Here is a 24,278-nt window from a genome sequence, read left to right on the forward strand (position 1 = left end):
AATGAACCTATGCCCCAAAATTTTGGGTAGGAATTGACTATTGACTCGATAAATGATCTAACTGCATTCTCTGTTCCATCTGGCGCAGGAAATAGCCCGTCATCATCGCTGAAGCCAAAAGACCCGCTAGATTTTCCCTATCCGTTGTGATTTGCACGTTGAAATTTTCTGGAGGCAGCATTCCCACCAGCCCTTGGACGTTTTGCGAAATAATTTGCTTAATTTCAGGGCTTACGGACTGGGCAACGCGAGCTAAAACTTCAGGCGACTGGTGCTGTAGATATTTGAGCAACTGATTGGGATTTTCCTCAAAGTAGTCGTTTAGAAGCTGGTTGGCTTGTTCTTCAGAGTTGTCATTGAGAAAGTCAGGATTAAACTCCATTGGCAGTGTTTTGTAGCTTAGTTGCTGATTCTACTCTAAACCATAGTACAAGGGTAATGCATTCCCCACTGGTATAAGGCATGAACTCTATCCTGGGGAAGGCTGCTACCTGATTTACAGTAGAGAAAGTCTCATTTATCAGGATTTTTAGGCTCAACTTTACTGGCTAGCCTTGGTGTTGATTTTAGTAAATACTTCAGTAGCACTGCTAGCAGAGCTTTGCTTGATTGTGTAGTCAGGTAACGATCTCATGACTTGAGCGGGGTTGAAAGGCTTTTGTTTACTTTATAAGTACGAATGCTATTTTTTTTATAAAAAAAATAGCTTACAACCCCACAATTTCTTCTGCTGTTGCTTCGGCGTTAAGTTCTAAATCCAGCTCTAGTTGTTGTTCTTTTTGATTTGTAGCTAATATCTGAGGAAGCTGCTCGATTTGAAAATACTGATGAAATTTCGGTGTTACTTGTAGCGAGTAAGATCGAGAGTCACTGTCTCGGCGTTTTCTCACAAAACCGAGTTCTACAAGTTCGGGAACGTGTTGATACACTCCCGAACCCCGCAGGTTAATCAAGTCGCTTTGGAGTATGGGGCTATTGAGGGCGATCGCGGCTAAAGTCCGCAATGCACCTAAACCTAATTCTACAGGGATTAGTGTTTGCACTAAGTCGTGAAAATCAGACCGCAGTTGCAAACTATAACCATTTGGTGTCTCTACGACTTCTAGGGCGCTATCTCGGCGGGCATAGTCGTCAATTAGTTCAATGATGCCTTCCTCAACCGTAGCGCGATCGCACGCGGCATACTCGGCGATTTCACCGAGCGACAAGGGCTTACCCTTTAAATAGAGAATTGCTTCTATCTTCGTCGCTGTGGCTGTATTCATGAATCGTTAGTCATTAGTCATTAGTCATTAGTCATTAGTCATCTGTATTTGACAACTGACACCTGACGAAAGACGAGTTCCAAGTGTGTGGGATATTATCATATTTATTTAAATACGTCAAGGTTGATTGAACCTTGCTAGTTTCCTTTGTGGCTCGTCCCTCGCCGATTTTTAGGTTACAAACCTCTGCTTTTGAGGATAAATTCTGCGATCGCTAAATCTTGGGGAGTTGTAACTTTGAGATTTGTCTCCTCACCTTGGACAATTCGGACTTCGATACCACACTTTTCAAACAAAGCCGCATCGTCAGTTACTTCCCAACCTTGACGCACACCTTCGGCGTGACACTGTTTCAATAATTTCACATCAAATCCTTGAGGAGTTTGGGCAGCCCATAATTGGCTTCGGTCAGGCGTACTTTGGATTATGCCATGTTCATCAACGACTTTGATCGTGTCTTTGACGGGTACCGCGGCAATCAAACCTGAACAGTGGCGAATGGCTTGCGCACAGGAATTGAGTAAATCTGGTGTGGCTAGGCATCTAGCGCCATCGTGAATCAAAACTTGCTCGGCGGCGGTTGGCAGCGCCTGCAAGCCATTGTAAACAGATTCTTGCCTAGTGGAGCCACCACGAATTAATTCCACTGGTTTAGTCAGCTTTAAGTTATCCAGAATTGCCCTTAAGTCATCCCAGTCAGTAGGTTGGGAAATAATCCCAATCCAACTGATGCTATTTGCCGCTTCTGCGGCTTTGAGCGTCCAAGTAATAATTGGTTGCGATCGCACTGTTAGTAGGAGTTTATTGCGGTCACTCCCCATTCTTCGTCCTATACCCGCAGCTGGAATTAGTAAATACACAGAATTCTTCAATCTTTTGGCTATATATTTTCCCCTAAAATAGGGAGCGAGTAAGCGTCAATAAATATTATGCGAGTAGTAGCCCTTGTACCTGGCGGAATTGGCGACCAAATTCTTTTGTTTCCGACTTTAGACGACCTGAAGCTTAATTACCCAAAGGCTCAGATCGATGTCATAGTGGAACCCCGGTCAAAGGCTGCCTACCGGGTCAGCAAGTCAATTAACGAGGTACTGACCTTTGATTACAAAGATCGTAACAGTTTGGCAGATTGGGGTAATTTGGTGGGCATGATTCGCGATCGCGAATACGATGTCGCCATTGCTGTTGGACAAAGCTGGTTAGTAGGTCTTTTGCTCTGGTTGACGGGAATTCCCACACGCGTTGGCTATCAAGGTAAAGGAGCAGTGTTTCTCACTCAAACTATAGCTTTTAAACCTTCCCAGTATTTGGCAGCGGTGTACCATGATTTGCTGCAACAGTTGGGCATTAACTCCCCTTGCCCAGAATTAGCAGTGAATGTGCCAAAACCAGATATTGAGTGGGCACAGAAGGAACAAAAGCGCTTAGGAGTCGATGAAACAGGTTATGTCTTAATTTATCCTGGCTCTAGCCAATCATCCCTAGCTAAAGGTTTAGATAAAATTTATCCTGCGAAAAACTGGCGGCAAATTATTCAAGACTTTCAACAAAAGCAGCCAGATTTGCCTGTAGTACTCGTTCAAGAACCTGAGGATGAACAGATTGTGCGATCGCTTTTGGAGTCCTGTCCAAATATTAAGGTGACTTCCCCAGATAATATCGGCAAGTTGGCTGCGATCGTTGGCGGTGCAAGTTTGATCTTGACTACTAACAGTGTCGCCCTGCAAGTTAGCGTTGCAGTTCAAACTTATACCATTGCCTTATTTGGAGCCACAGAGCCAGCGCAGTTATTGCCCAACAGCGAGAAATTCTTGGCGATCAAATCTCCTACAGGTAAATTGGCAGATATTTCACCCAAAGTAGTTTTAGAGAAAATCTGGGGTGGCTAATAACAATTCTCTAAAAGTAGACAACAGATGATGAATGACGCGGGGACGCGGAGACGGGAAGACAGCAAGATTCATTTGTAGCCAGATTTTAGAGAAAAGGTATAAATCGGCAGCCACGCAAAAGGTTACAGACAAAAGGCATTTATTATGAGCTTTTGCACTGTTCTGTAAGCCTACAGAACCAAACCCTACGAATCTTCTGCGGTTTCTGAGTAGGGGAAGCTACCCTTGTAGGTGAGTTCCCCTACTTATACCATTTTGGATTTTAGACTTTGCGAAAAGTTGAGCCAGTGCGCCCTTACGGGTTTCCCGGCTTAAAGCAACTGGCGTTGCGTGGTGAGGCAATGCGGTCTTGGGGGTTCGCCCCCAATCCCCAGAGGGGACCCCGAGTCCCCCATGAGCAATTGCCGAAAGGGTTTCCCGACTTGAGCAAATTTTTCAAGACAGATTTTGGAGCCACTGCGTTGCGCGGGTTCCCAAGGCACTCCGTTGGGCGGCTCCGCCGACTTGTAGACACCCGGAGGGTGGCTTCCCGCAGGGTAGGAAGTGCCGCCGCGTTGTAGCAAGTGGCGTGATTGTGAAACATCTATTGGATAAGCGTTTCAGATTTCCATATGTCGCAATCATTTTTCAAATTGGTATTAATATATCTTCATAAACCCGTGCAGCCAGGATAAGCGACAAACTAGACTTGAACGCTTTTTTACTGAATGCATTGGGCTGCCAATCTCACTATGAGATCAAAATATAGAAAACTCTCAGCCAAAACAACTTACGCCTTTGTACTATTAAATCCGCTACTTAGCGGATTTAAGTTTATTTACTGAAAAAAGTTTTTAGAAAAAGTAGATTTATTTTGCGAAAAATCGTTAGTTTCGCCAAAGTTTTGGGAAAAATACAACTTGGATTGCTCCAATGATCTGTACTTTACTCAAACTTTTGAACCTGGAGGTACATTTGCTTTAAACAAGGAATTTGTAAGGCTGTTAGAAAATCAATTAACCACAGTCAAAGATTTAAGTTAAAACAAAAACTAACAACCTCAGGCTTAATGACTGAGGAGACTCGGCTTTTGGGCGATCGCATGTTATTAAAATCACCGAATTTGTTCAGCCTATAAGTGAATCTAACCCCCCGATTAGTATTTCTTAGTTAGCCTATTGTCTTTAGGCAGGTGCATTTGCCGTGAGTTATGTTGATCTATCAAAAGGAAAAATAAATGGCGATTCGATTGCATGGCTTTCTTAGCAGTCCCAAGCGTTTCATTCAGATTGAAAGCCAGCCTCATCATATAACTGCAATTTTCAAAAGAATTTTACACTTCCAGTGCTTACATCGCTGCGAATTTGCCGATGTTCATAATGCTTATTATGAGTGTGAAGCAGACGGAACTATAACTTTCTATCAAGCGAAAAAAGACGAAGCTTGTGAGCCAGGTATTTGGACTTATCTTGTATATGAATGTCTAGAAGGCAAAGAAATAATATTCCGTGATGCCTTTAGTAATAAAAATACAAATTCTTTGCAACTACTATTAGCTGGTTTTCGGCTGCCTCAAGTCGCTGTAAATATTGATGAATATCTTAAATATAAAGATAACGAATGCGAATATTTAGATATTCAGCTTCCTGATGATTGGAATAATCAATTAGGAAGAGAAATTGCCGATCTGCTGCTTGAGGAAGTAAAAGCATTCAAAACTTCATCTGTGTTTGCAGAAGATGTGGGCAAAAAATATATGCAAGCAACTTTAGATGGATTTATTCAAGTAGCACGAGAGATTTTAGTCAAAAATGGTACAGCAAAAGATTTTGAATCTGCCCAATATGATGTGCTCAATAAAATTCAAATTGATGATATAGCTAACTTAATTATTGCATATAACGATTATCGTATATGGCAGGCTGCTTTACCCAGTAAATCGAAAGCAGTGGAATTTGCTTTTAATACCGCATTAAGCTTGATATGCCGCCTTAAGTAATATCAAAAATACTTATGAGATTGGTTTGGAGTAATGGAAAATTAAAATGACCTAGTTTTAAATATTTCCATTACTCATGAAATACTTAAAAAGTTTCAAAGAAAGCGTCATCTAATTCGTAACCTAGTATTTGTGCCAGAGATTTTAGTCGTGATTGAGTAGGTAGCCCCTGCTGTTTTAGCCAATCACTTAAAATAAAGATTTTTTGCATCAAAAATATTTCTAAGGCTTCAGGATTAAATTGAATGCCTTCTTTAGCACTAAACTGGTGCGGTACAAGCATGGCAGTATAACGAGCAAATTCTCCAGCTTTCCAATCTAATAAAAATGGTAGCCAAGGATATTTGGCATCTAGACGGACAAACCACAGCCGCACTTCAGGAACCTCTGAGAGTTCCCTTGGGTCCCCTGGTTCTAGGTCATACTTGATATCAAAGCGCAGTTGCTGTTCGTGGGATGCGATCGCTTCCTCGTGCAATTTCTCAATCACCGTTGAGGCGGGCGACAGATCCAGATTGTTAATGGAGTCAGTATTGATTGCGATTGTGATTGTCATTGACTCAGCAGCCACTTTCTTTATGCTCAACTCTAGGCTTGACAATTCACAGTAGCAGCTTTCAGGAAGCGACGCTAGATTTGCCCGGAATTTGCTTCCTTGCTAACGGGCAAAATTAAAGACGCGATATTAATCGCGCCCTATAACGTCTTTGTCTATTTGCCGAAATTTAAAGGAAATTCATTTGCTTAAAAGTTATTGGCATTCATTTCACCTCTAGACCTCCTGTTGAAAAGTTAGGTAGTCTACGGCTAAGAATGGCATCTTGCCACCTTCGCTTTGTATTTCCCTTATAGCGTATGCCATTAACATTTATGCATTCATAGTTCATACCTAAAGGTATAAACTCTGTGCTTTGTATATACTTATCCTTTGTAAATTTGTTTGCTCTAGTTACCTACTCCGTAAAAATTACACAGTAAATACTGAAACTGAACTAAATCTTATTTGGCTCTAATAAATATCAATTTAATTTTCAGCTTTCTGTATTTCCCTGTTAGACATTATGTAAATTTGCGGACGGTATGTTAATACGTGAATATGCTGAATTTTCCCTGGTTTTGGCAATGATTTCCGTGTTAATTCCATTACGATTTTTGCTTGATGATGCTAGATAGAAAATCTTATTTTCTTTTTCTAGATTAATTAAATTCGGAGAATGAATTATACATCTGGACGGATAAGTAACTACAAATGGCTAGCAGGGGAAAATAAGCAAAGAAAAATTAGTAGATATTCAGATTTTTTTGTGTAAATTTCCGATTTTGCAAAATATTAAAAAAATTTGAAATTAGTCCGGAGCAGCAAACGCTCGCTAAATTATTTACTTAAGGTTTACTTAATAAATTAATTGGTTTTCCGTTTTGCAGGTGTTGGAAATAAATTGCTACTCTAACTTACAGTATTTATATCATTTTATGTGTAATTTATTAAACACAATATTTGCTTCCTTTAGCCAACCGAACTGATATGCAAGTAAGGGAAAAAGGTAGATTACATGAGGAAAACCTTGAGAAGTTATTGCAATGATGAGGTAAGACTGTCAGTTCAGCACAGCAGATCTGCCCAATGCAGTAACTTCCCATCAACTACATCTGAAAGGATTCCCAACTTAAGTAACTGGATAATAGCCGCTTCATTCGGACATGGAACACACCTGCTTTGAGGTGGACATTACCAACTAATTTAAGCTAAAGTTGTAATGAGTTTGTTTTAGATTAAGAAGTAGCAAAACGACCTCAACAAAAAAATCTTTACCTTAACCTGTAATTCCCGCAGTGATCGCAAGCAATAACGCAGGTTGGGGCTAATAGTAGTAATATCCTCACATATAAGTAAGAATAATCAATTAATCTAAAATTGGGAAAATTGCCTCAACAATTAACAAACTTAAAAATATGCAAAAACAAGCAATAACTACAAAACCAATTCGTTCTTTAGAAGATGCTCTTGAGCAGTGTCAACTGTTAGGAATGCGTGTCAGCCGTCAGCGTCGCTTTATTCTAGAACTGCTTTGGCAAGCAAATGAACATCTTTCTGCTAGAGAGATTTACGATCGCTTGAACCAGCAAGGTAAAGATATCGGTCATACTTCTGTCTATCAAAATTTAGAAGCATTATCTAGTCAAGGTATCATTGAGTGTATTGAACGCTGTGACGGGCGTTTATACGGTAACATCAGTGATTCTCATAGTCATGTCAACTGTGTTGATACCAATCAAATTCTCGACGTTCATATAGAACTACCAGAAGAATTTATCCGCCAAGTTGAACAGCAAACAGGAGTACGGATTACTGATTACAGTATTAATTTTTATGGTTACCGCCATGCGCAAGAAAGCTGATTGCAAAAACAATTAAGGTAAATCTACAGGCACAGTCGGTTCATCTTCTTGGCTTCCAATTAACCCGATATTAAGAATATTTTCCCCATAAATATCTGTGTTTGCCGCAGAATTAAAGCTACTTAGGGGAGAGTTCTCTGACACGAACCGTTTCAAGCGTTGAAACTCTTCTAAAGAGAAAATAGCACCATTTAACATTGCATATTCTTTCTGCACTTCCGACACAAGAGAATCACATAAACAGGTGTAGGTGAAGTTTGCACTTGTGAGGTTTGCGCCAGTCAGGTTTGCGCCTGTCAGGTTTGCACTTGTGAGGTTTGCGCCAGTCAGGTTTGCACCACTTAAATTCGCACCGATGAGGTTTGCACTTGCTAGATTTGCGTCTATAAGGTTTGCACCAGCTAAATTCGCACCCATCAATGCTGCTTCCACGAAATTAGTTTGTCTCAGATTTACCCTAGCTAACATCACGTGTAACAAAAATGCTCCTGATAAGTTGATACCAGCCAGGGATTGGGATCTGACTCGTTTTGCAAAAGCATTTATGGATAAAACGCCTGTTCTCCCAATTAGCATGAACAGCGCTTGGGGATTAAATTCTGCTAAATTTTTATGATTTCCACAAGGTGAAAAAGAGACTTTAGCTAGGCGATCGCAAGCACAAAGTAATAAAAATACATTGAGTCCTACCACTGCATTCACCTGCTCGATATTGATAGGGTTTTGCAGAGCCTGGAAATAAGTTAAAGCTTTGTGTGCTATACCTTCCTCTAACCAACGACCTTGACAATAGTCACGCCAGAAAGACTCAAGACGTTGAAACAACACTTCAAAGGAAAACTGCCACTTTTGCTGACGGCGCAATCCTTCGATCGCGAGTGCTTCTATTTCCTGAGTGAGAATACCGTAACCGAGTAAGTTGTAAAGGTGCTGGGCAACAATAGAGGGAGAGTCAAGAATGAATGTAGATCTACTATCAGCGGGTTCTTGACGCTGAGTGAGGATTTTTAATTGGGTAGCAATAGCTTCAGCACAAAGGTATTCCCCTAAATTAGGGTGAGTGAATTCAGTACTGAGTGGGTGCTGAGTTCTAAAATAAAAAGTCGGTAGAGTCTGAATAGGTAATTCTTTAGATAAATTTATTTTTGGGCGATCGCTATGTAAAATCTGGAGAGCGATCGCCTGCATTTGTTCAAGTAAATCTTGGGGATGGCGATTAGAGAGTAAATTGGCGATCGCTTCTGGTGTACGGTGGATATGCGCCGACCCAGACCGCAGTAGCATTGTTTTTGTACCGCTTGTTAGTGGATAGCCCAATAACCATCGATTGAGGCGATGGTAAATTTCCCATAACAGAGGTGCGCTTGTACCTTGTTGGGTGTTAGCAGCTAATTGTAATATTTCCTCGTCCAACAATCCGTCACGGTGTAGCACACCTAACAAATACAGCATCAGAGGTTGGCGGACTAAGGCTGAGAGTTGTGGTAACTTTGATTTCCTGAGAAATAATCCTGCCTGTTTTAAAAACGTAAAGTAGTTTTGAGCTACGGGCAAAGATTGTACTGTTGTCCATTGCTGAAACCAGTATCTTAAATCCTCCACATCCAAGGGTTGGATGGTAATTCTTTTCAATTGCTGCGGTAATGCAGGAGCAATTTGCTGTAAAGTTTCTGTCCGACTCGTCAACAAAATCTTATGTCGTCCTTGCAACTGCAAGTTCAGCAACTCTTGAATAAAAAGCTCTTTTGCCCTATTACCCTGCTTTGTTGGCGGTAGTTCATCTAAACCATCAAGCAGCAAAAGACACCGAGGATGATCTTGCTTTAACCAGTTAGCAAAATTTAGCCGGAAATCCCGGGGAAAAACTGAATTGAGGGTTGCTACTAAACTTTGACCGTATATTATGTCTCGCAGCCGAATGAGAATCGGCATCCAGGTAGGGTAAAGTTCCCATGCTACCTTTGCTGCCCAGATTTGGCAGAAACTAGTTTTACCATAACCAAGTTCCGATTCAATTACCGCAATAGTTTCTAAATCAGCTAGTTGCTGCTGCGCCCATGCTTGTAAATCAATAGAAGAGCCAATTTTTTGACCTTGCTCAAAACTACTTTCCTCCTCTATTGGCAAACCTTTAAGGGGAACATAGATATCCTTGAGAGCAAAGGATTCCATAAATAACGGTTGACCGAGGCTTTGAAGTAAATCAACTCGGTAACTTTCTCTATAAGCATCAATTTTGTCATCTATTGTAGGGCTGGGAGAGCTTTCTACTATTTCAGCTTCGAGGATGACAGAATTGGATGGGAAGGAATTTCCTAAACGGACAAATTTTTGTAGTTGGGCTAGGGGCGCAGGATTCTCCGCAATAACTTTCAGTAAATAACCAGGAAGTGCGTGTGCCAAACGCTGAGTTAATAGTTTCGCCTCAACCTCCTCTGCACCATTAGCAACAAACCAACCTATAGCCACACTATTGATTTGTTGTACCAAAAATGAGTCTGCTACCAAAGAAAGTGCTTGTTCTGCTTGAGTGTCAGTTAGTTTTCCTGGATTGAGAGTTTTCAACAACTCATGCAGGTGAGCGCTTTGGAGGAGAGATTCTGCTTTTTGTGTTGCACCCTGATTATTAATAATTGCTCGATCTAACCAAGGTTTTTGCAGGCTGATTTCTTGATCTAGAACTTGTTGCAAACCATGAAGATAGGCAATTTGAAATACTAGCCATGTACCCTCATTACGTTTTAAGGGTTTTTTTTGGCTGAGATAACGCAGTAGATTTTCAGTCAAATGAGCAATAACGGTAATTTCTTGCCAAATAGCTTTTAGAGGTAGTTCAAATACCTCTGTTAGGGTACAAATATCAAATGGCATCAGGCTTTTAACTTCCATGTCCTGAATAAGACGGTAGGCAACACCTGCCATTTGCCCCACTGACAATCCACTAAGACTGTGTATTTCGATACAGTTTTCCGCTAACCAATGCCGAATATGAAGGTTCATTTAATTACATAGGTTAATGGCTGTCTATGGCAATTATGCTCCATTTTTCAGGTTGCGCAAAGAAGTCACAATGAAGAGTATCAAAGTTTTTTTCTAGCTGGGGAAGAACAGGGTTTCTGTTTTTGAGCAAACTATGAGCGATCGCCCTCTACGATTATTGTTAGTTGACCAAGACCCGATTTTCCGCTTAGGACTGCGGGTAGCATTGGCAGAAATTCCTAATTTGCTCATAGTAGCAGAGGTAGAAACAGATACTGCTGCTTTACAAGTTTTAGCAGAACTAGCCAAACAAGACCCTAATCAAATCAATTTAGTGGTTTTGGAATTAGGAAATAATCGTTCCCCCAAGCTGCAACAGCAAGGATTACAACTCTGCGGGCAACTGAAAGCTTTATACCCCCATCTGCCCGTACTGCTCCTCAGTTCCGTTACAGAACCAGGGCTACTTTTAGCAGCAAGAGTGGCTGGGATAGATGGTTACTGCCCCAAAGGAACTTCAGTTTCTGAATTGGTTGCAGCTATGCAAGAAGTAGCTCAAGGTGGTTCCGCTTGGTTTGGGGAGATAAGCACTCAGAACTCAACACTCAAAGCTCAAGACTCAGCTCTCAGGACTCAAGAATCAAGACTCCCCTTCGCTAGGCTAAGAAATAATTTGCGTTTGTCAGGAATTACTTACATTGAAGCCACCCTCCGCTCAGTAATGGCACAATTGCAACTGCCTGGACTACCAGTAATGGATAGGGCAATTCTCGCTGGACGGCAACGAGAACTCTTAGCAGCGCGTTGGCTACTAAATCGAATGTTGGCTTTACCACAAGAAAGGCATCAAGAACAGCAGCAATTTATGCCAGCTTTTGTAGAATTACTACCACCGACAATTCCTTCCCCAAGTACTGCCATTGCCACGTCAGACTTACAACAGCTACAAAATTCACCACCTTTACTTAGCCCAAGGTCATTGCAATCTAATTTATTTGCAGCTTGTATTACTAAGTTGCAATATCCTCTAGAAAATGTCACAGATATCCCTTTAGAAATTGACATCTTGCGCGAAGATAAAAAGCGAGAATTGCTTTATCTAATTCTGCAAAAGCTGGCTCAACAATTAGATGAACTGCGGGTTGCTCAAATTCCAATTAATCATTTATATGATTTAAAAAATCCAATATTACATGATTTATGGCAAGTGACAGTTACAGATTTTTTCGGAAAATTTTCGCGGTTACAAGTAGGCGATAGCCAAATAGAAATTGTCAGATTATTACTACAAAATTTTCAAATAGTCCAAACAGAAATTCTTAATAAAATTCCTTTAATTATAGAGTTGTTTGTACATTTATTATTTCAAACAGATTTGCAAGTTGATAACACCTCTTACCCAGCAGGTAGCTCAGAAGCTCAGTCACAAGCACTAATGATTTTAGAAAACTTGTTGATTCAGCTAGCGAATGGAGTAGTTCAGCCGCTACTTAATTCCTTAGCAGATTTAGAAATGATTAAGCAAGGTTATTACGATCGGAGTTTGATTTCAACTAGGGAAATTGAACGCTTTAGAAATAATTTATCTTGGAAATACCGTTTAAATAATTATATAAATGAGCCAAAGGCAATTTTTGAAAGCCGTTATGAAATATTTGTCTTTGCACCTCGTGGAATTGCTAAAACGTCAATTTATGCTCCTCGCGCTCAGGAGTTAACACAACTATCGAATCTACCGCTGGTAGTGACTTTACTCCTAGAATTCCGCGATGCGATCGCACCGCGAATACAATCACTATTAGCTATTTTTGGGAGTGGGATTGTTTTCATTCTCACCCAAGTCATCGGTCGTGGTCTGGGTTTAATTGGCCGCGGGATTCTCCAAGGAATTGGGAGTGTTTCGTTAACAGAAAAAAATCTGAAACGTAAGAACAATAAGGGAACAGGGAGCAGGGAATAGAGATGCTATTACATCCCTTCTTCTTACACTCTACATCTTTATACCCTGAAACCACTATTCGGTCATGAACATGTAAATTTATTGAATAAGGAAGCATTCAATTATATTGATAAGGCAATTTACCTGTTTACTTGCGGAAAACACCAAAATGAGAAAGCATTATGCCTTAATGAGAAAGCAATAAGGCATTTTGAGTAAGCAATATACAATTTTGAGAAAGTAATCAAGTGTTTTGTTGATTGATTTCAACTGAATCAAAATAAAATCAAGGCATTAGGCAATGAGTAATGACTGGATCGGCTATAGCGATTTTATTGGATTGGCAGCATCCTATGTTTATGCCATTGGTTTACTGATATTTGGTGAAGGGCTAGGTCGGCTATTTCATGTCAAGCCAAACCTGACTCGTAAGATTATCCATGTTGGTGCAGGAATGTGGGTATTTGGCGTACTTCTGCTTTTTAAGCACTGGGAAATTGGCATTGTGCCTTTTGCTAGCTTTATTGCTGTCAACTACTTGCTCTACCGTTACCGAGTTATCGCTGCAATGGATACCGATGACAGTTCACCAGGTACGGTCTATTTTGCAATTTCTGTAACACTGCTGTTTGGGTTGCTGTGGCGACCATCTGGCCCAGTAGATAGTGTACCTATTGCTGTAGCTGGAGTTATGGCCATGACTTGGGGAGATGCACTGGCGGCATTAATTGGTAGACGTTTCGGTAAACATAAATACCAGGTAGGAAATTCTGTTCGTTCCTGGGAAGGTTCATCAGCAATGTTTCTAGCAAGTACGACAGCCATTTTTTTCGTGTTACTGTTACTACCTGGTTCATCGCTCAGTCCTTTAGCAGTATCTTATGGTGTTGATAGAGCAATGTTGGCGGCTGTTGTTAGTGGTGCTTTGGCAACGCTGGCTGAGGGAGTTTCGCCTCATGGTACAGATAACCTCAGCGTTCCGCTAGTGACAGCAGGAGTAGTATGGGTTTTAATTAATAATTCGTAATTCGTAATTAAATGTTTATATATCAATACGGTTCAGTAGTATCTGTAGGCATTGCCCACCAAAACCCGGATATGGTAGACCGAGAAACGCTATATAATTAGATTTTCATATATTCCAATCGCGGCGGAACTGGAAGAAACTTTCCAGAAATTCTTGCCAAGCAATGTTGCTATTTAACTTTTGCTTGTGCCACTCTCTTACACATTGTTCTAAAATTTCTGAAAAACTAGGATAGACAGGCGATAAGTTTTCTAGCTGCTGAATTTTAATGTTTTGGGACATTGCCAAAGCAATCAAATTAATTAACTCCCCAGATGCTGCGCCAAATATCTCGGCTCCTAAAATTTCGCCATTGCGTAACAAAATTAATTTACAAATACCTGTATTTTCACTGCGAATTTGGGCGGCTGCTACTGTTTTAAAATACTGCTTTACTACTATAATTTCTTGATGATTGTATCGGCGTTTTGCCTTTTTCTCTGTGAGACCTACTTGCCCTAACATTGGCTGAGAAAATATCGCTAAAGGAATGCACCGATAATTAACTCGTAACCTCGGAAAAAATAGGGCATTGTTTAACGCTATTCTCGCTTCATAATTAGCGACGTTGGTAAAGTCATAGCCACCAATAACGTCACCACAAGCATAAATACGAGGATTGGTGGTTTGTAGTTTATGATTCACTACTAGATGACGCCGATACCATTTCACGTCTACTGCTGCTAAATTTAAAGATTCAACGTTAGGCCGCTGTCCAGTTGCCACTAAAATTTCATCAGTTTCAATGGCTTTATCTCCTGCTTGAATCCACTTTTTATCTTCAATTCGCATGACCTGAGTTACTGGTGTTTGCGTGATAACACGCACACCTTCTATCTCCAACTGTGCTTGAAGTAACTGGGATATTTCAGGATCAATATCAGCCAAAATCTGGGAACGCTTAACGACGAGTGTCACATCGCAACCTAACCGCGCCAAGGTTTGAGCTATTTCAATGCTTTGAGGGACACCACCAAGAATCACCCAATTTTTAGGTAGTGTTGGCATGGATTTGCCCCGCCCGTACAGGAATTGCCAAATGTTAGATAGGGTAAGGTAGCCAGTGGCTGACAATCCATCAATCTCTGGAATTGCTGGACGTGAACCACTGGCTAGCAAATAGGTACGGGACTTAAGTAAACGTTCGCTAACGGCAAATGCTAGATGGGGCGAAGATTGAAATTGACCATTGTCAAAAATGACATCCACTCCTAAGGCGGCTAGGTTAGCGGCAGAATGCTGTGCTTCCACATTGGAGACAACGCCTTGAGCATATAGCATCGCCTCTGGCAATACCACAGATATTGGTGATTTTTCTGGATTATCAACCTGTGAGGGATGAATACTCAGACCAACTGCATCATGCAGATGGTGCGCTAGGTTGCCGATTTCGCTAATAGCGTGGTGATACAGAAACTCATAGTTAATTTTGGGTTCCACCAAGGCAACTTTAGCTCTAAGTTGAGTAGCCGCTAAGGCTGCGTAACGTCCAGCAAGACTGCCACCAATAATCACAATATCGTAGTCATTAGTCATTATTTACTTAGTCATTGGTCATTACTTATTAGTCATTAAGTTATTAGTTAGTGGCCAATTGAAATCAAAAATAACTGGCCACTAACAACTGACACAGAACTCAGCACTCATCACTCAGCACTTATCACTGAGTGTAACGCTGTGAGTAAGCGTTGGTTATCGACTTGAGTACGTACAGCAACCCGGAAAAAGCGATCGCCTAGTTCTTTAAAACTCAGGCAATCGCGAATTAAAATTTGGTGATCCTTTAGTAACTGCTGCTGCAACTGCAAAATAGACTGTTTTGACTCTATCAGTAAAAAATTAGCAGCGCTGTTTTTTGGTTTTAATCCTGGAATTGCAGCCAACCCCTGAAGGAGTTGAGTTCTTGCAGATGGTAGCCATAACCAGGTTTGCTCTTGAAATTCCTTATCCTGGATTGCAGCAATCGCCGCCGCCGCCGCCAACGTATTGACAGGCCAGGGGTCACGCCATAACTGCCACCTAGATAGGCGGTCGGGATGAGCGATCGCATATCCCAGCCTCAGCCCAGGCAGACTGTAAAATTTTGTGAGCGATCGCAACACTACTAAATTGTCATATTCCTGTACCAGCGCAATCAGACTTTGTTCCTCATCGGGAGGCAAAAAGTCCATAAACGCTTCATCTACCACTACCAAGGCAAACTGCTCCAGGTAGGGGAGAATTGATTCCCGTAAACAAAGCTTTCCTGTTGGGTTATGAGGGTTGTTCAGCAAAAGTCCAATGTCTTTGAGGTTTTCTGCTTTGTCAACGATTAATGACAAATCACCTTCAAATCCCAAATCAACAGGAAACTCCAGTAATTGAGCGTTATACGCCGCGAGAGTCCGGTAGTAGTCGCCAAACGCTGGAGTCATTACAACTGTTGCGGCTAATTGCGCTAATTCTCGACCAACTAAAGTAAGTAATTCTGCTGAGCCATTGCCCGGCAGAATCCACTCAGACGGCAGTTGATGGAAGTGACTGAGAGCGAACCTCAGTTCACTGTAATTAGGATCTGGATAGTGCCTAAGATTACCAATTTGGGATTGAATAGCTGCGATCGCGCTATTTGGCGGTCCCAATGGGCTAATACTGGCAGAAAAATCCAGAATAGCAGCAGGGGGACAGCCAGCTAGTGCTGCTGCCCAAGCTAAATTGCCCCCATGTGCTCTTTGCCGCATCAAAAAAAGGTTCCTAGAGGCAGAACCTATGATTTTGGGGGTGCAACCTTTTCTCTAAACAACTTCCCAGCAGAGAAAGCAGGAACCTTGGTAGCAGGAATTTCCATCTTTTCATTGGTTTTGGGGTTACGACCTTCACGAGCTTTACGTTCCCGTGATTCAAACGAACCAAATCCTACCAGCGTTACCTTATCGCCAGAGGAGACAGCTTCAATGATCGTTTCTAAAGCAGCAGTTAGAACTGCGTCTGCTTGCTTTTTGGTAACACTAGCCTTTTCAGCTACAGCATCAACCAATTCACCTTTGTTCATGTCAAACTCCTTGAGGTTTACTTGAGATTCGCTACAGATGCACCCTGATGCATCCTTACGGAAATCTCTGTTTGTAGGAATACAAAAGTCATCCTTTGGGAGCATTTTTACTCAAAATGGCTGCAAATCCCATCGGCTCGACTTTTCAATGAATCATTCTAAGGTGTTGTAGCCTGATGTGGATATATGAAACCATTAATTTATATAGATTTCAGGATTTTTTGTGTTTTAGGGGTGATTGTTTCCCTCGAAACCACCCCATTAGTAGGAAAAAATACTTAGTAAAAACCCTTGTTGTGGGGGGAACAGGGGGGTTTGAGGAAGGGAGCAAAGAGCAGGGGGAGTAGGGAAAGATTAGGGGGATGAGGGGCACAAGGGAGATAAGGAAGAAGTTTTGTCTTGTATTTCCCTTCTGCCTCCTGCCTTCTGCCCTCTGCCTTTGCAATTTTTTACTTACAACCTAAAGACTCGCGAGTATCCACACCAGTTTTAGGATTAACGCCGCTGGCTTGAGCGCAAAGTTTCTTAACCTGTGGCCCATCTAAGACTGCATTTGTAAAGTCTGCACCTGTGATGTCAACATCATCAAAAGTGGAACGTAACATCATTGCATCTGTTAAAATTGCACCGCTTAAATCAGCACCCCTAAACTTTGCCAAATAGGCGATACCATTACTAAAATCGGCACCATGCAGATTGACTCCCTGCAAAACTGTACCGTTAAACACGCCGCCACGTAAGTCAGCATTGGTAAAGTTAGCGTTATCTAAATTGACGTTGGTAAACTCAGTCCCAATGAGATTTTGACCAGAGTAATCCTTACCTTTGAGTTCGTCGCCAGCAGAACGGGTAATACTAGAAGAACTTGCAGCTTGCGCTGATAGGGGAAACAAAAAAAGAACCATAGCTAAGACAAAGCTAGCTAGTAGTTGCCAATATTTCATAATTTTTGCTTAATAAATCTCAACACTTGTGCCATTAATTATTAAACCTCACTGCACTGAAGGATGAAGTATGAAATTTTTAGCCTTCATCCTTTTCTAGCCATCTCGTAGGATAGATAAATGTTAAAGTGCGATCGCAAAAGCAAAAATAGCTGTGGCTAATCAAGAATCAGAAATCGCCCAATCTTTGGCGCGGACTCCTTTATATCAATTGGGTGTGGAACTCAGAGCACGCCTCACTAGCTTTGGTGGTTGGGAAATGCCAGTGCAGTTTAGTGGCATTAGCCGCGAACATGAAGCTGTAAGAAATGCAGCAGGAATGTTCGATATTTCCCACATGGGTAAATTTACTCTCCAAGGTCAAAACCTGATTTCTCAACTTCAGGTTTTAGTTCCCTCAGACTTAAACCGCTTAAAACCTGGTCAAGCGCAATACACAGTATTGCTAAATCCTCAGGGCGGAATTATTGACGACATTATTGTTTATTACCAAGGTGAAGACTCCACTGGGAAACAAAAGGCAGCGATTATTGTCAATGCGGCAACTACAGGTAAAGATAAAGCTTGGCTATTGCAATACCTTGACCTGAATGCAGTGGAATTTCAAGACATATCACCAGACAAAGTTTTAATTGCTGTACAAGGGCCAAAAGCCATTAACTATCTCCAGCCTTTTGTAGAAGCAGATTTAAGCCCAATTAAAGCCTTTGGTCATCTCCAAGCACCAATACTAGGAAAAACAGGCTTCCTCGCCCGTACAGGTTACACCGGCGAAGATGGATTTGAAGTCATGGTCGATCCAGAAGTGGGCAGAGAATTGTGGCAACGTCTTTATGATGCTGGTGTGGTTCCCTGCGGTCTAGGTGCTAGAGATACCCTGAGGCTAGAAGCAGCAATGGCACTTTACGGGCAAGATATCGATGACAGCACCACCCCCTTAGAAGCCGGTTTGGGATGGCTAGTTCACTTAGATACCAAAGGCGATTTTATTGGTCGTGCAGTTTTGGAACAGCAAAAAGCAGCCGGATTGCAGCGTCGGTTGATAGGTTTACAAATGCCAGGCAGGAATATCGCCCGTCATGGTTACCAAGTATTATCTTCAGGTAAAGTAGTAGGGGAAGTTACCAGCGGTACACTCTCACCTACCCTCGGTTATCCCATTGCCTTAGCTTACGTCCCTTCCCAGCTAGCTGCTGTCGGTCAGCAACTAGAAGTGGAAATTCGCGGTAAAGCTTACCCAACATCTGTGGTTAAAAGACCATTTTATCGTTCAAAAAATCGCGTTACTAATTAATAACTGCTAAGGTTTTTGAGGAATGATGTGTTGTGAGTGAATTAATCTACTAAATACATCGTTGAGAGCCTCCGTGTTTAAAGCTGGAGGGTGAAAACGAACCGCTAGAATCCTTCGTGCTTTAGCTGAAGAAGTGTCAAAGTATGATTAATTACCAAATATGCCTTGGATTAATCTTGAGGCAAATAATTTTTTGATGTGGAGAGGGAAATCATATGTCTTTTGAATATCCTCAGGATCTGAAATACCTGGATACTCATGAATACGTGCGCTTAGAAGGTGAAATTGCTACCATTGGCATTACCGAGTTTGCCGTAGATCAATTAGGTGATGTTGTGTTCTTGGAATTGCCAGAAATTGGTGATGCTATTACCAAGGGAGATACCTTTGGCTCGATTGAATCAGTAAAAGCCGTTGAAGACCTGAATTCGCCAGTTACTGGCACAGTTATCGAACGCAATGATGAATTGATTGAGTCTCCAGAACAAGTCGCAGAAGACCCCTACGGCGAGGCGTGGTTTCTCAAAGTTCGCGTCAATGACCCTGATGAAATAATTGATGCCTTGAGTGCAGATGAATATCGCGCCCAGGTGGAAGGGGAGTAGCAGGGAGTAGGGGATGGGGAAGGGGAAAAGGAGGACAAAGGAGATATAACTAATACATTTTGCCTATTGCCTTCTTACCCAATACCCAATGCCCAATACCTTATATTTATTGCAAAATATTAAATAGTTCCATTGGGAGAGCAATTTGTGGTAAAAGCCCCTATTCTTAAGTTTAGCGATCGCCAAGTGCTGGGTGAAAAGAAGCAAAATTTAAATAATTTTATACAAAGGCATATTGGGCCTAACTCTGATGACATCCAGCAAATGCTTGGGGTCTTAGGTCTTTCTAGCCTTGATACCCTGATCGACAAAACAGTACCTCAGACAATTCGGTTTAAAGGATCACTAAAATTACCAGATGCACAAACTGAGTATGCCGCACTGGGCCAATTAAAAAAAATTGCTGAGAAAAATCAGGTTTTCCGATCCTTCATAGGTATGGGATATTACGATTGCATCACGCCACCTGTGATCCAACGGAATATCCTAGAAAACCCCGGTTGGTATACTGCTTACACCCCCTATCAGCCAGAAATTGCTCAAGGACGCTTGGAAGCGCTGCTTAATTTCCAGACCCTAATTATTGACTTAACAGGTTTGGAAATCGCTAATGCTTCATTACTTGATGAAGCCACAGCAGCAGCAGAAGCAATGAGTTTGAGCTACGGTGTTTGCAAAAATAAAGCAAATGCCTATTTTGTCTCTCGTGATTGCCATCCCCAAACCATTGATGTCCTGCAAACACGGGCTAAACCTCTGGGAATTGAGATTATTATTGGCGATCATCAAAGCTTTGATTTTACTCAGCCGATTTTTGGGGCAATTTTGCAATACCCTGCCAGTGACGGCACTATTTACAACTACCGCGCTTTTATAGAAAAAGCCCATGCTGAGGGTGCATTGGTGACGGTAGCGGCAGACCCTTTAAGCTTAACTTTACTGACACCTCCTGGTGAATTTGGTGCTGATATTGCTATTGGCAGTACTCAGCGCTTCGGGATTCCCTTGGGATTTGGGGGGCCTCATGCAGCATATTTTGCTACGAAAGAAGAGTATAAGCGGCAAGTTCCAGGGCGAATTGTCGGTGTATCAAAAGATGCTCAGGGTAAGCCTGCATTGCGCCTGGCCTTACAAACCCGCGAACAACACATCCGTCGAGAAAAAGCCACAAGTAATATTTGCACTGCACAGGTACTGTTGGCTGTGATGGCGAGTATGTACGCGGTTTATCACGGCCCAGATGGACTCAAGAATATTGCCGAGAATATCCATCAGCTAACTTTAATGTTGGCAGCAGGATTAAAGCGTCTGGGTTACAGCATCAGTTCTGAACCTTTCTTTGATACGTTGCGGATAGAGTTGGGAACACACAACCTAGAAACAATTCTTGAAGGTTGCCAAGCACGAAATGTTAATTTACGAATTTTTGATGAAACTGCCGTTGGTATCTCATTAGATGAGACAACCACAGTAGATGATGTTGTAGAACTTTGGCAGATTTTTGCGGGTTCCGATCCCCTTTATTTCAGTTTTCAAGAAATTGGAGACTTGATTGCAGCACAGCGCCAATCACCATTACAAAACTCAACCTTTGCCCGTACCAGCAGTTACCTCACTCATCCCGTCTTTAACCGCTATCACTCAGAAACCGAGTTACTACGTTATCTGCACAAGCTAGAAACTAAGGACTTGTCTTTAACTACATCGATGATTCCTTTGGGATCTTGCACGATGAAGTTGAATGCTACAGCGGAGATGATACCAGTCACCTGGGAGGAATTTGGCAAGATTCATCCATTTGCGCCTTCATCCCAAACGCTGGGTTATCAAATCTTGTTCCAGCAACTTGAGGCATGGTTAGCGGAAATTACTGGGTTTGCGGGCATTTCCCTACAACCGAATGCTGGTTCTCAAGGTGAATACGCCGGACTTTTGGTGATTCATCAGTATCACGAAAGTCGTGGAGAAGCACACCGCAACGTCTGTTTGATTCCTACCTCAGCACATGGAACCAACCCAGCTAGTGCGGTGATGTGCGGCATGAAGGTTGTAGCAGTTGCTTGTGATTCCCAAGGTAATGTTGACCTCGATGACCTCAAAGCAAAGGCAGAAAAACATAGTCATGAACTCGCTGCCTTGATGGTGACATATCCCTCAACTCATGGTGTCTTCGAGGAAGCAATCCAAGAAATCTGTGCTGTAGTTCATGAACACGGTGGACAGGTTTACATGGATGGGGCGAATATGAACGCCCAAGTCGGGATTTGCCGTCCCGGAGATATTGGCGCAGATGTTTGCCACTTAAACCTACACAAAACCTTCTGTATCCCTCATGGTGGCGGTGGCCCTGGTATGGGGCCAATTGGCGTAGCTTCTCATCTTGTACCATTTCTGCCTGGACATCCTGTTGTCTCCATCAATAAATCAACTCAGCACTCCCACATTGGCGCGGTAGCCGCTGCACCTTGGGGTAGTGCCAGCATCTTGGTAATTTCTTGGATGTACATTGCCATGATGGGTGCAGCTGGTTTGACAGAAGCAACTAAAGTGGCAATCTTGAATGCCAACTATATCGCCAAGCGACTTGAGCAATATTATCCCGTTTTGTATCAAGGGAAAAATGGTCTGGTTGCCCATGAATGCATTTTAGATCTGCGATCGCTCAAAAAATCTGCGGGTATCGAAATTGATGATGTTGCCAAGCGGCTGATAGACTACGGCTTCCACGCGCCAACTGTCTCTTGGCCTGTAGCAGGTACAATCATGGTAGAACCAACAGAAAGCGAATCTAAAGAAGAATTAGATCGTTTCTGTGAAACTTTGATTGCGATTCGCCAAGAAATTGCCGAAATTGAATCAGGTAAGGTGGATGCACAAGATAATGTCTTGAAAAATGCACCCCACACTGCCGAAAGCCTGATCACTGGAGAATGGCATCATCCATATTCTCGTGAACAAGCTGCCTACCCTGCACCTTGGACTCGCGAACATAAATTCTGGCCTGCTGTTGGTCGTATTGATGCTGCTTTTGGTGACAGAAATTTTGTTTGTTCTTGTCTGCCAATGGAGGCTTATTCACAGCAATAGGTATTGCTAAATAATATCTATTTAAATATCACGCAAAGACTTTGTGCTTTTGCGTGATTTTATACCAATTCAAATAATGTTTGCGACACATCAATATATTCTAGAGGTCACGGCAGTGCCCATTGGTGTCAACTTAAGCTCAACGCTTATCCCACATACGTTTTACCCCACCCCTTAATCCCCTCCCCCGAAGTTTGCTCAACGGGGGGGAACCCCCGCACGCAACTTCTCTCCGCAGGCGGGGAGGGGAAGTTTTGGCTTTAGACAAAACTGGGGTGGGGTGACGAGGATCGTAATGGTAGGTGAGTGAATACAAAATCACCTTATAACAAGGGTTTCACATTAAGTTGACACGTATGGACAGTGCCGTGCCCCTACAGTCTGTCGCATTCTTTTTTCAAATTGGTATTATTTATTAGACTGCTTGCAAAAATTAAAATTAAGCTTCGCAAATGTTGGGTTTCCTTACTCAAACTACACCTTATTGTGCTACCGTTTTTTGATCAGGTACTGTGGCTGATTCTAACAGCACGTATATGCAATTATCTTGTAAAGTAACCTTGGCAGTTATGCCTTGAGATTGCATTTGATAACTAATGAGACTTGCGATCGCATCTGCATTGCCTTGTTTGGCGAGGTCAAGTACATTGGTTAACACCATATTTACCGTAAAATATGTCTTCTATATCAACTTATTTAATATCTTTCCCATTTCTAGAATAAAAACGATCAGTTTCAAAATGCTACTGTTTAATTTTTGGAATCATGATCTTGACTAGTAGCTAATGCCGCTAATTCCTCTTGAACAGATAAAGGTTCATACCCTAACGCAAAAGCTTTAGAACTATCTAAAGAAACATCTGCTGGTCTAGGTGCTGCCATTTTTATATCTTGTTGTCGGCAACCTTGAAGTTTAGCACCAGTAATTTGAAATACCTCTACTAGTAGCTGACCAAAATCGTAACGCGAAATTCTTTCTTTACCACCTAAGTGAATCAATCCTTGCACTTTTTCTAACGCTAATAATAGTCCTTTGGCGGCAGTTGTACCGCTTACTGGTGTGCGGAATTCATCTATAAATAAATTTAGTTCTTTCCCTGCTTGTAAGGTTTCAATAAATGGCTGGATAAAGCTTTTAGCAGTGGGTGTAGCTGTACCAAACATTAATGGCATCCGACAGACTGCTGTATTGGGATATCTTTCTAACATACCTGTTTCAGCTTTAACTTTTTGCTCACCATAAATACTTACAGGACAAACTAAATCTGTCTCTTTATAAGGAGCATTTAAGCCATCAAAAACTAAGTCAGTTGATGTAAACGCGCAGGGAATTGCACGGTCGGCACAGAGTCCGGCTATATTGCAAGATGCTGTCACATTAATTTTGTATGATTCTTGGGGATGAGTTTGACAAAAGTTAGGTTGAGAATGAGCAGCAGTATGAATAACTGCTGCGGGATTAATCTGATTAAATATATCTTTTAATTCTTGAAAATCAGTCAAGTTGACTTTTATCGTATTGACGCTAGGTATTTCTAGAGAATGAGAAAAATAAGTACCGTAAACTTCCCATTCTGGCTTTACTATCTGGCAAATATGCCATCCTAAAAAACCACTGGCTCCAGTAATTAATAATCTTTTCATATCTATTTAAAAACGCTCTATTTCTAGATAAACTAGACAATATAGTATCCTGATAGAAGATTTATATTCAATTTTTTAAACATATGAATACAGTAATAGGAGAGCGCTGCCAAACCTACTAATTTCTGTGTGTTTCCTACACCTACGAGTAAGT

General features: G+C 41.8%; 19 protein-coding genes. 8 read left to right on the forward strand and 11 right to left on the reverse strand.

Annotated features, from left to right (window positions below; genetic code table 11):
* Nucleotides 1–37: 37 nt before the first annotated feature.
* From BV375_RS03005 to ispD, 3 genes are all read right to left on the reverse strand, one after another.
* Nucleotides 38–382 (reverse strand): DUF760 domain-containing protein, encoded by a 345-nt coding sequence (locus BV375_RS03005; RefSeq protein ID WP_086757124.1) that lies wholly within the window; start codon nucleotides 380–382, stop codon nucleotides 38–40.
* A 325-nt stretch (nucleotides 383–707) separates the two neighbouring features.
* Complete coding sequence (gene scpB / locus BV375_RS03010) at nucleotides 708–1,265, reverse strand: SMC-Scp complex subunit ScpB (protein ID WP_086757127.1); 558 nt, start codon at nucleotides 1,263–1,265, stop codon at nucleotides 708–710.
* 176 nt (nucleotides 1,266–1,441) lie between these two features.
* Entirely contained in the window at nucleotides 1,442–2,125 is a 684-nt protein-coding gene (ispD, locus tag BV375_RS03015; RefSeq protein ID WP_086757129.1) for a 2-C-methyl-D-erythritol 4-phosphate cytidylyltransferase, read from the reverse strand.
* A 69-nt stretch (nucleotides 2,126–2,194) separates the two neighbouring features.
* Between ispD and BV375_RS03020 the strand changes: the two genes are divergently transcribed.
* Entirely contained in the window at nucleotides 2,195–3,154 is a 960-nt protein-coding gene (locus BV375_RS03020; protein WP_086757130.1) for a glycosyltransferase family 9 protein, read from the forward strand.
* A gap of 1,219 nt (nucleotides 3,155–4,373) precedes the next feature.
* Nucleotides 4,374–5,135: a hypothetical protein gene (locus BV375_RS03025; RefSeq protein ID WP_086757132.1), complete on the forward strand. Its 762-nt coding sequence runs from the start codon at nucleotides 4,374–4,376 to the stop codon at nucleotides 5,133–5,135.
* An 85-nt stretch (nucleotides 5,136–5,220) separates the two neighbouring features.
* On the opposite strand, the gene BV375_RS03030 is transcribed toward BV375_RS03025, so the two are convergent.
* Nucleotides 5,221–5,691, reverse strand: coding sequence for a CRR6 family NdhI maturation factor (locus BV375_RS03030; protein ID WP_086757134.1), 471 nt, complete (start codon nucleotides 5,689–5,691; stop codon nucleotides 5,221–5,223).
* Nucleotides 5,692–7,088: 1,397 nt separating this feature from the next.
* Between BV375_RS03030 and BV375_RS03035 the strand changes: the two genes are divergently transcribed.
* Complete coding sequence (locus BV375_RS03035; RefSeq protein ID WP_086690079.1) at nucleotides 7,089–7,535, forward strand: Fur family transcriptional regulator; 447 nt, start codon at nucleotides 7,089–7,091, stop codon at nucleotides 7,533–7,535.
* A 12-nt stretch (nucleotides 7,536–7,547) separates the two neighbouring features.
* Here the strand turns inward: BV375_RS03035 and BV375_RS03040 are convergent, their stop codons facing one another.
* Entirely contained in the window at nucleotides 7,548–10,535 is a 2,988-nt protein-coding gene (locus BV375_RS03040; RefSeq protein ID WP_086757136.1) for a pentapeptide repeat-containing protein, read from the reverse strand.
* A gap of 133 nt (nucleotides 10,536–10,668) precedes the next feature.
* On the opposite strand from BV375_RS03040, the gene BV375_RS03045 reads away from it, so the two are divergent.
* Complete coding sequence (locus BV375_RS03045; RefSeq protein ID WP_086757138.1) at nucleotides 10,669–12,474, forward strand: DUF3685 domain-containing protein; 1,806 nt, start codon at nucleotides 10,669–10,671, stop codon at nucleotides 12,472–12,474.
* A 280-nt stretch (nucleotides 12,475–12,754) separates the two neighbouring features.
* Entirely contained in the window at nucleotides 12,755–13,480 is a 726-nt protein-coding gene (locus tag BV375_RS03050; RefSeq protein ID WP_086757140.1) for a phosphatidate cytidylyltransferase, read from the forward strand.
* Nucleotides 13,481–13,585: 105 nt separating this feature from the next.
* On the opposite strand, the gene BV375_RS03055 is transcribed toward BV375_RS03050, so the two are convergent.
* The 4 genes from BV375_RS03055 to BV375_RS03070 all read right to left on the reverse strand — a co-directional run bounded on the left by BV375_RS03055 (nucleotide 13,586) and on the right by BV375_RS03070 (nucleotide 17,494).
* Nucleotides 13,586–15,055, reverse strand: a complete 1,470-nt coding sequence (locus BV375_RS03055) for an NAD(P)/FAD-dependent oxidoreductase (protein ID WP_086757142.1) — start codon at nucleotides 15,053–15,055, stop codon at nucleotides 13,586–13,588.
* A gap of 110 nt (nucleotides 15,056–15,165) precedes the next feature.
* Nucleotides 15,166–16,239, reverse strand: a complete 1,074-nt coding sequence (gene cobD, locus BV375_RS03060) for a threonine-phosphate decarboxylase CobD (RefSeq protein ID WP_086757144.1) — start codon at nucleotides 16,237–16,239, stop codon at nucleotides 15,166–15,168.
* Nucleotides 16,240–16,265: 26 nt separating this feature from the next.
* Entirely contained in the window at nucleotides 16,266–16,550 is a 285-nt protein-coding gene (locus tag BV375_RS03065; RefSeq protein WP_009457351.1) for an HU family DNA-binding protein, read from the reverse strand.
* 449 nt (nucleotides 16,551–16,999) lie between these two features.
* Nucleotides 17,000–17,494 (reverse strand): pentapeptide repeat-containing protein, encoded by a 495-nt coding sequence (locus tag BV375_RS03070; protein WP_086757146.1) that lies wholly within the window; start codon nucleotides 17,492–17,494, stop codon nucleotides 17,000–17,002.
* A 154-nt stretch (nucleotides 17,495–17,648) separates the two neighbouring features.
* Between BV375_RS03070 and gcvT the strand changes: the two genes are divergently transcribed.
* The 3 genes from gcvT to gcvP all read left to right on the forward strand — a co-directional run bounded on the left by gcvT (nucleotide 17,649) and on the right by gcvP (nucleotide 22,480).
* Nucleotides 17,649–18,788 (forward strand): glycine cleavage system aminomethyltransferase GcvT, encoded by a 1,140-nt coding sequence (gene gcvT, locus BV375_RS03075; RefSeq protein WP_086757148.1) that lies wholly within the window; start codon nucleotides 17,649–17,651, stop codon nucleotides 18,786–18,788.
* 215 nt (nucleotides 18,789–19,003) lie between these two features.
* Nucleotides 19,004–19,393: a glycine cleavage system protein GcvH gene (gene gcvH, locus BV375_RS03080; protein ID WP_086757150.1), complete on the forward strand. Its 390-nt coding sequence runs from the start codon at nucleotides 19,004–19,006 to the stop codon at nucleotides 19,391–19,393.
* Nucleotides 19,394–19,540: 147 nt separating this feature from the next.
* Nucleotides 19,541–22,480: an aminomethyl-transferring glycine dehydrogenase gene (gene gcvP / locus BV375_RS03085; RefSeq protein WP_086757207.1), complete on the forward strand. Its 2,940-nt coding sequence runs from the start codon at nucleotides 19,541–19,543 to the stop codon at nucleotides 22,478–22,480.
* Nucleotides 22,481–22,961: 481 nt separating this feature from the next.
* Here the strand turns inward: gcvP and BV375_RS03090 are convergent, their stop codons facing one another.
* Nucleotides 22,962–23,141, reverse strand: a complete 180-nt coding sequence (locus BV375_RS03090) for a hypothetical protein (protein ID WP_086757152.1) — start codon at nucleotides 23,139–23,141, stop codon at nucleotides 22,962–22,964.
* Nucleotides 23,142–23,230: 89 nt separating this feature from the next.
* The gene (locus tag BV375_RS03095) at nucleotides 23,231–24,124 is read right to left on the reverse strand and encodes an NAD(P)-dependent oxidoreductase (protein ID WP_086757154.1); all 894 of its coding nucleotides are present in this window, start codon (nucleotides 24,122–24,124) and stop codon (nucleotides 23,231–23,233) included.
* Nucleotides 24,125–24,278: the final 154 nt, after the last annotated feature.

It is taken from the genome of Nostoc sp. 106C, from assembly GCF_002154725.1.
Taxonomy (GTDB): Bacteria; Cyanobacteriota; Cyanobacteriia; order Cyanobacteriales; family Nostocaceae; genus Aulosira.

What these genes read in the sequence shown, in the direction of transcription:
- BV375_RS03095 (WP_086757154.1), bottom strand. Translation starts at nt 24,124, where the DNA reads ATGAAAAGATTATTAATTACTGGAGCCAGTGGTTTTTTAGGATGGCAT.
- scpB (WP_086757127.1), bottom strand. Translation starts at nt 1,265, where the DNA reads ATGAATACAGCCACAGCGACGAAGATAGAAGCAATTCTCTATTTAAAG.
- BV375_RS03040 (WP_086757136.1), bottom strand. Translation starts at nt 10,535, where the DNA reads ATGAACCTTCATATTCGGCATTGGTTAGCGGAAAACTGTATCGAAATA.
- BV375_RS03030 (WP_086757134.1), bottom strand. Translation starts at nt 5,691, where the DNA reads ATGACAATCACAATCGCAATCAATACTGACTCCATTAACAATCTGGAT.
- BV375_RS03065 (WP_009457351.1), bottom strand. Translation starts at nt 16,550, where the DNA reads ATGAACAAAGGTGAATTGGTTGATGCTGTAGCTGAAAAGGCTAGTGTT.
- BV375_RS03090 (WP_086757152.1), bottom strand. Translation starts at nt 23,141, where the DNA reads ATGGTGTTAACCAATGTACTTGACCTCGCCAAACAAGGCAATGCAGAT.
- BV375_RS03070 (WP_086757146.1), bottom strand. Translation starts at nt 17,494, where the DNA reads ATGAAATATTGGCAACTACTAGCTAGCTTTGTCTTAGCTATGGTTCTT.
- BV375_RS03055 (WP_086757142.1), bottom strand. Translation starts at nt 15,055, where the DNA reads ATGACTAATGACTACGATATTGTGATTATTGGTGGCAGTCTTGCTGGA.
- BV375_RS03035 (WP_086690079.1), top strand. Translation starts at nt 7,089, where the DNA reads ATGCAAAAACAAGCAATAACTACAAAACCAATTCGTTCTTTAGAAGAT.
- BV375_RS03045 (WP_086757138.1), top strand. Translation starts at nt 10,669, where the DNA reads ATGAGCGATCGCCCTCTACGATTATTGTTAGTTGACCAAGACCCGATT.
- BV375_RS03020 (WP_086757130.1), top strand. Translation starts at nt 2,195, where the DNA reads ATGCGAGTAGTAGCCCTTGTACCTGGCGGAATTGGCGACCAAATTCTT.
- BV375_RS03025 (WP_086757132.1), top strand. Translation starts at nt 4,374, where the DNA reads ATGGCGATTCGATTGCATGGCTTTCTTAGCAGTCCCAAGCGTTTCATT.
- BV375_RS03005 (WP_086757124.1), bottom strand. Translation starts at nt 382, where the DNA reads ATGGAGTTTAATCCTGACTTTCTCAATGACAACTCTGAAGAACAAGCC.
- gcvH (WP_086757150.1), top strand. Translation starts at nt 19,004, where the DNA reads ATGTCTTTTGAATATCCTCAGGATCTGAAATACCTGGATACTCATGAA.
- BV375_RS03050 (WP_086757140.1), top strand. Translation starts at nt 12,755, where the DNA reads ATGAGTAATGACTGGATCGGCTATAGCGATTTTATTGGATTGGCAGCA.
- cobD (WP_086757144.1), bottom strand. Translation starts at nt 16,239, where the DNA reads ATGCGGCAAAGAGCACATGGGGGCAATTTAGCTTGGGCAGCAGCACTA.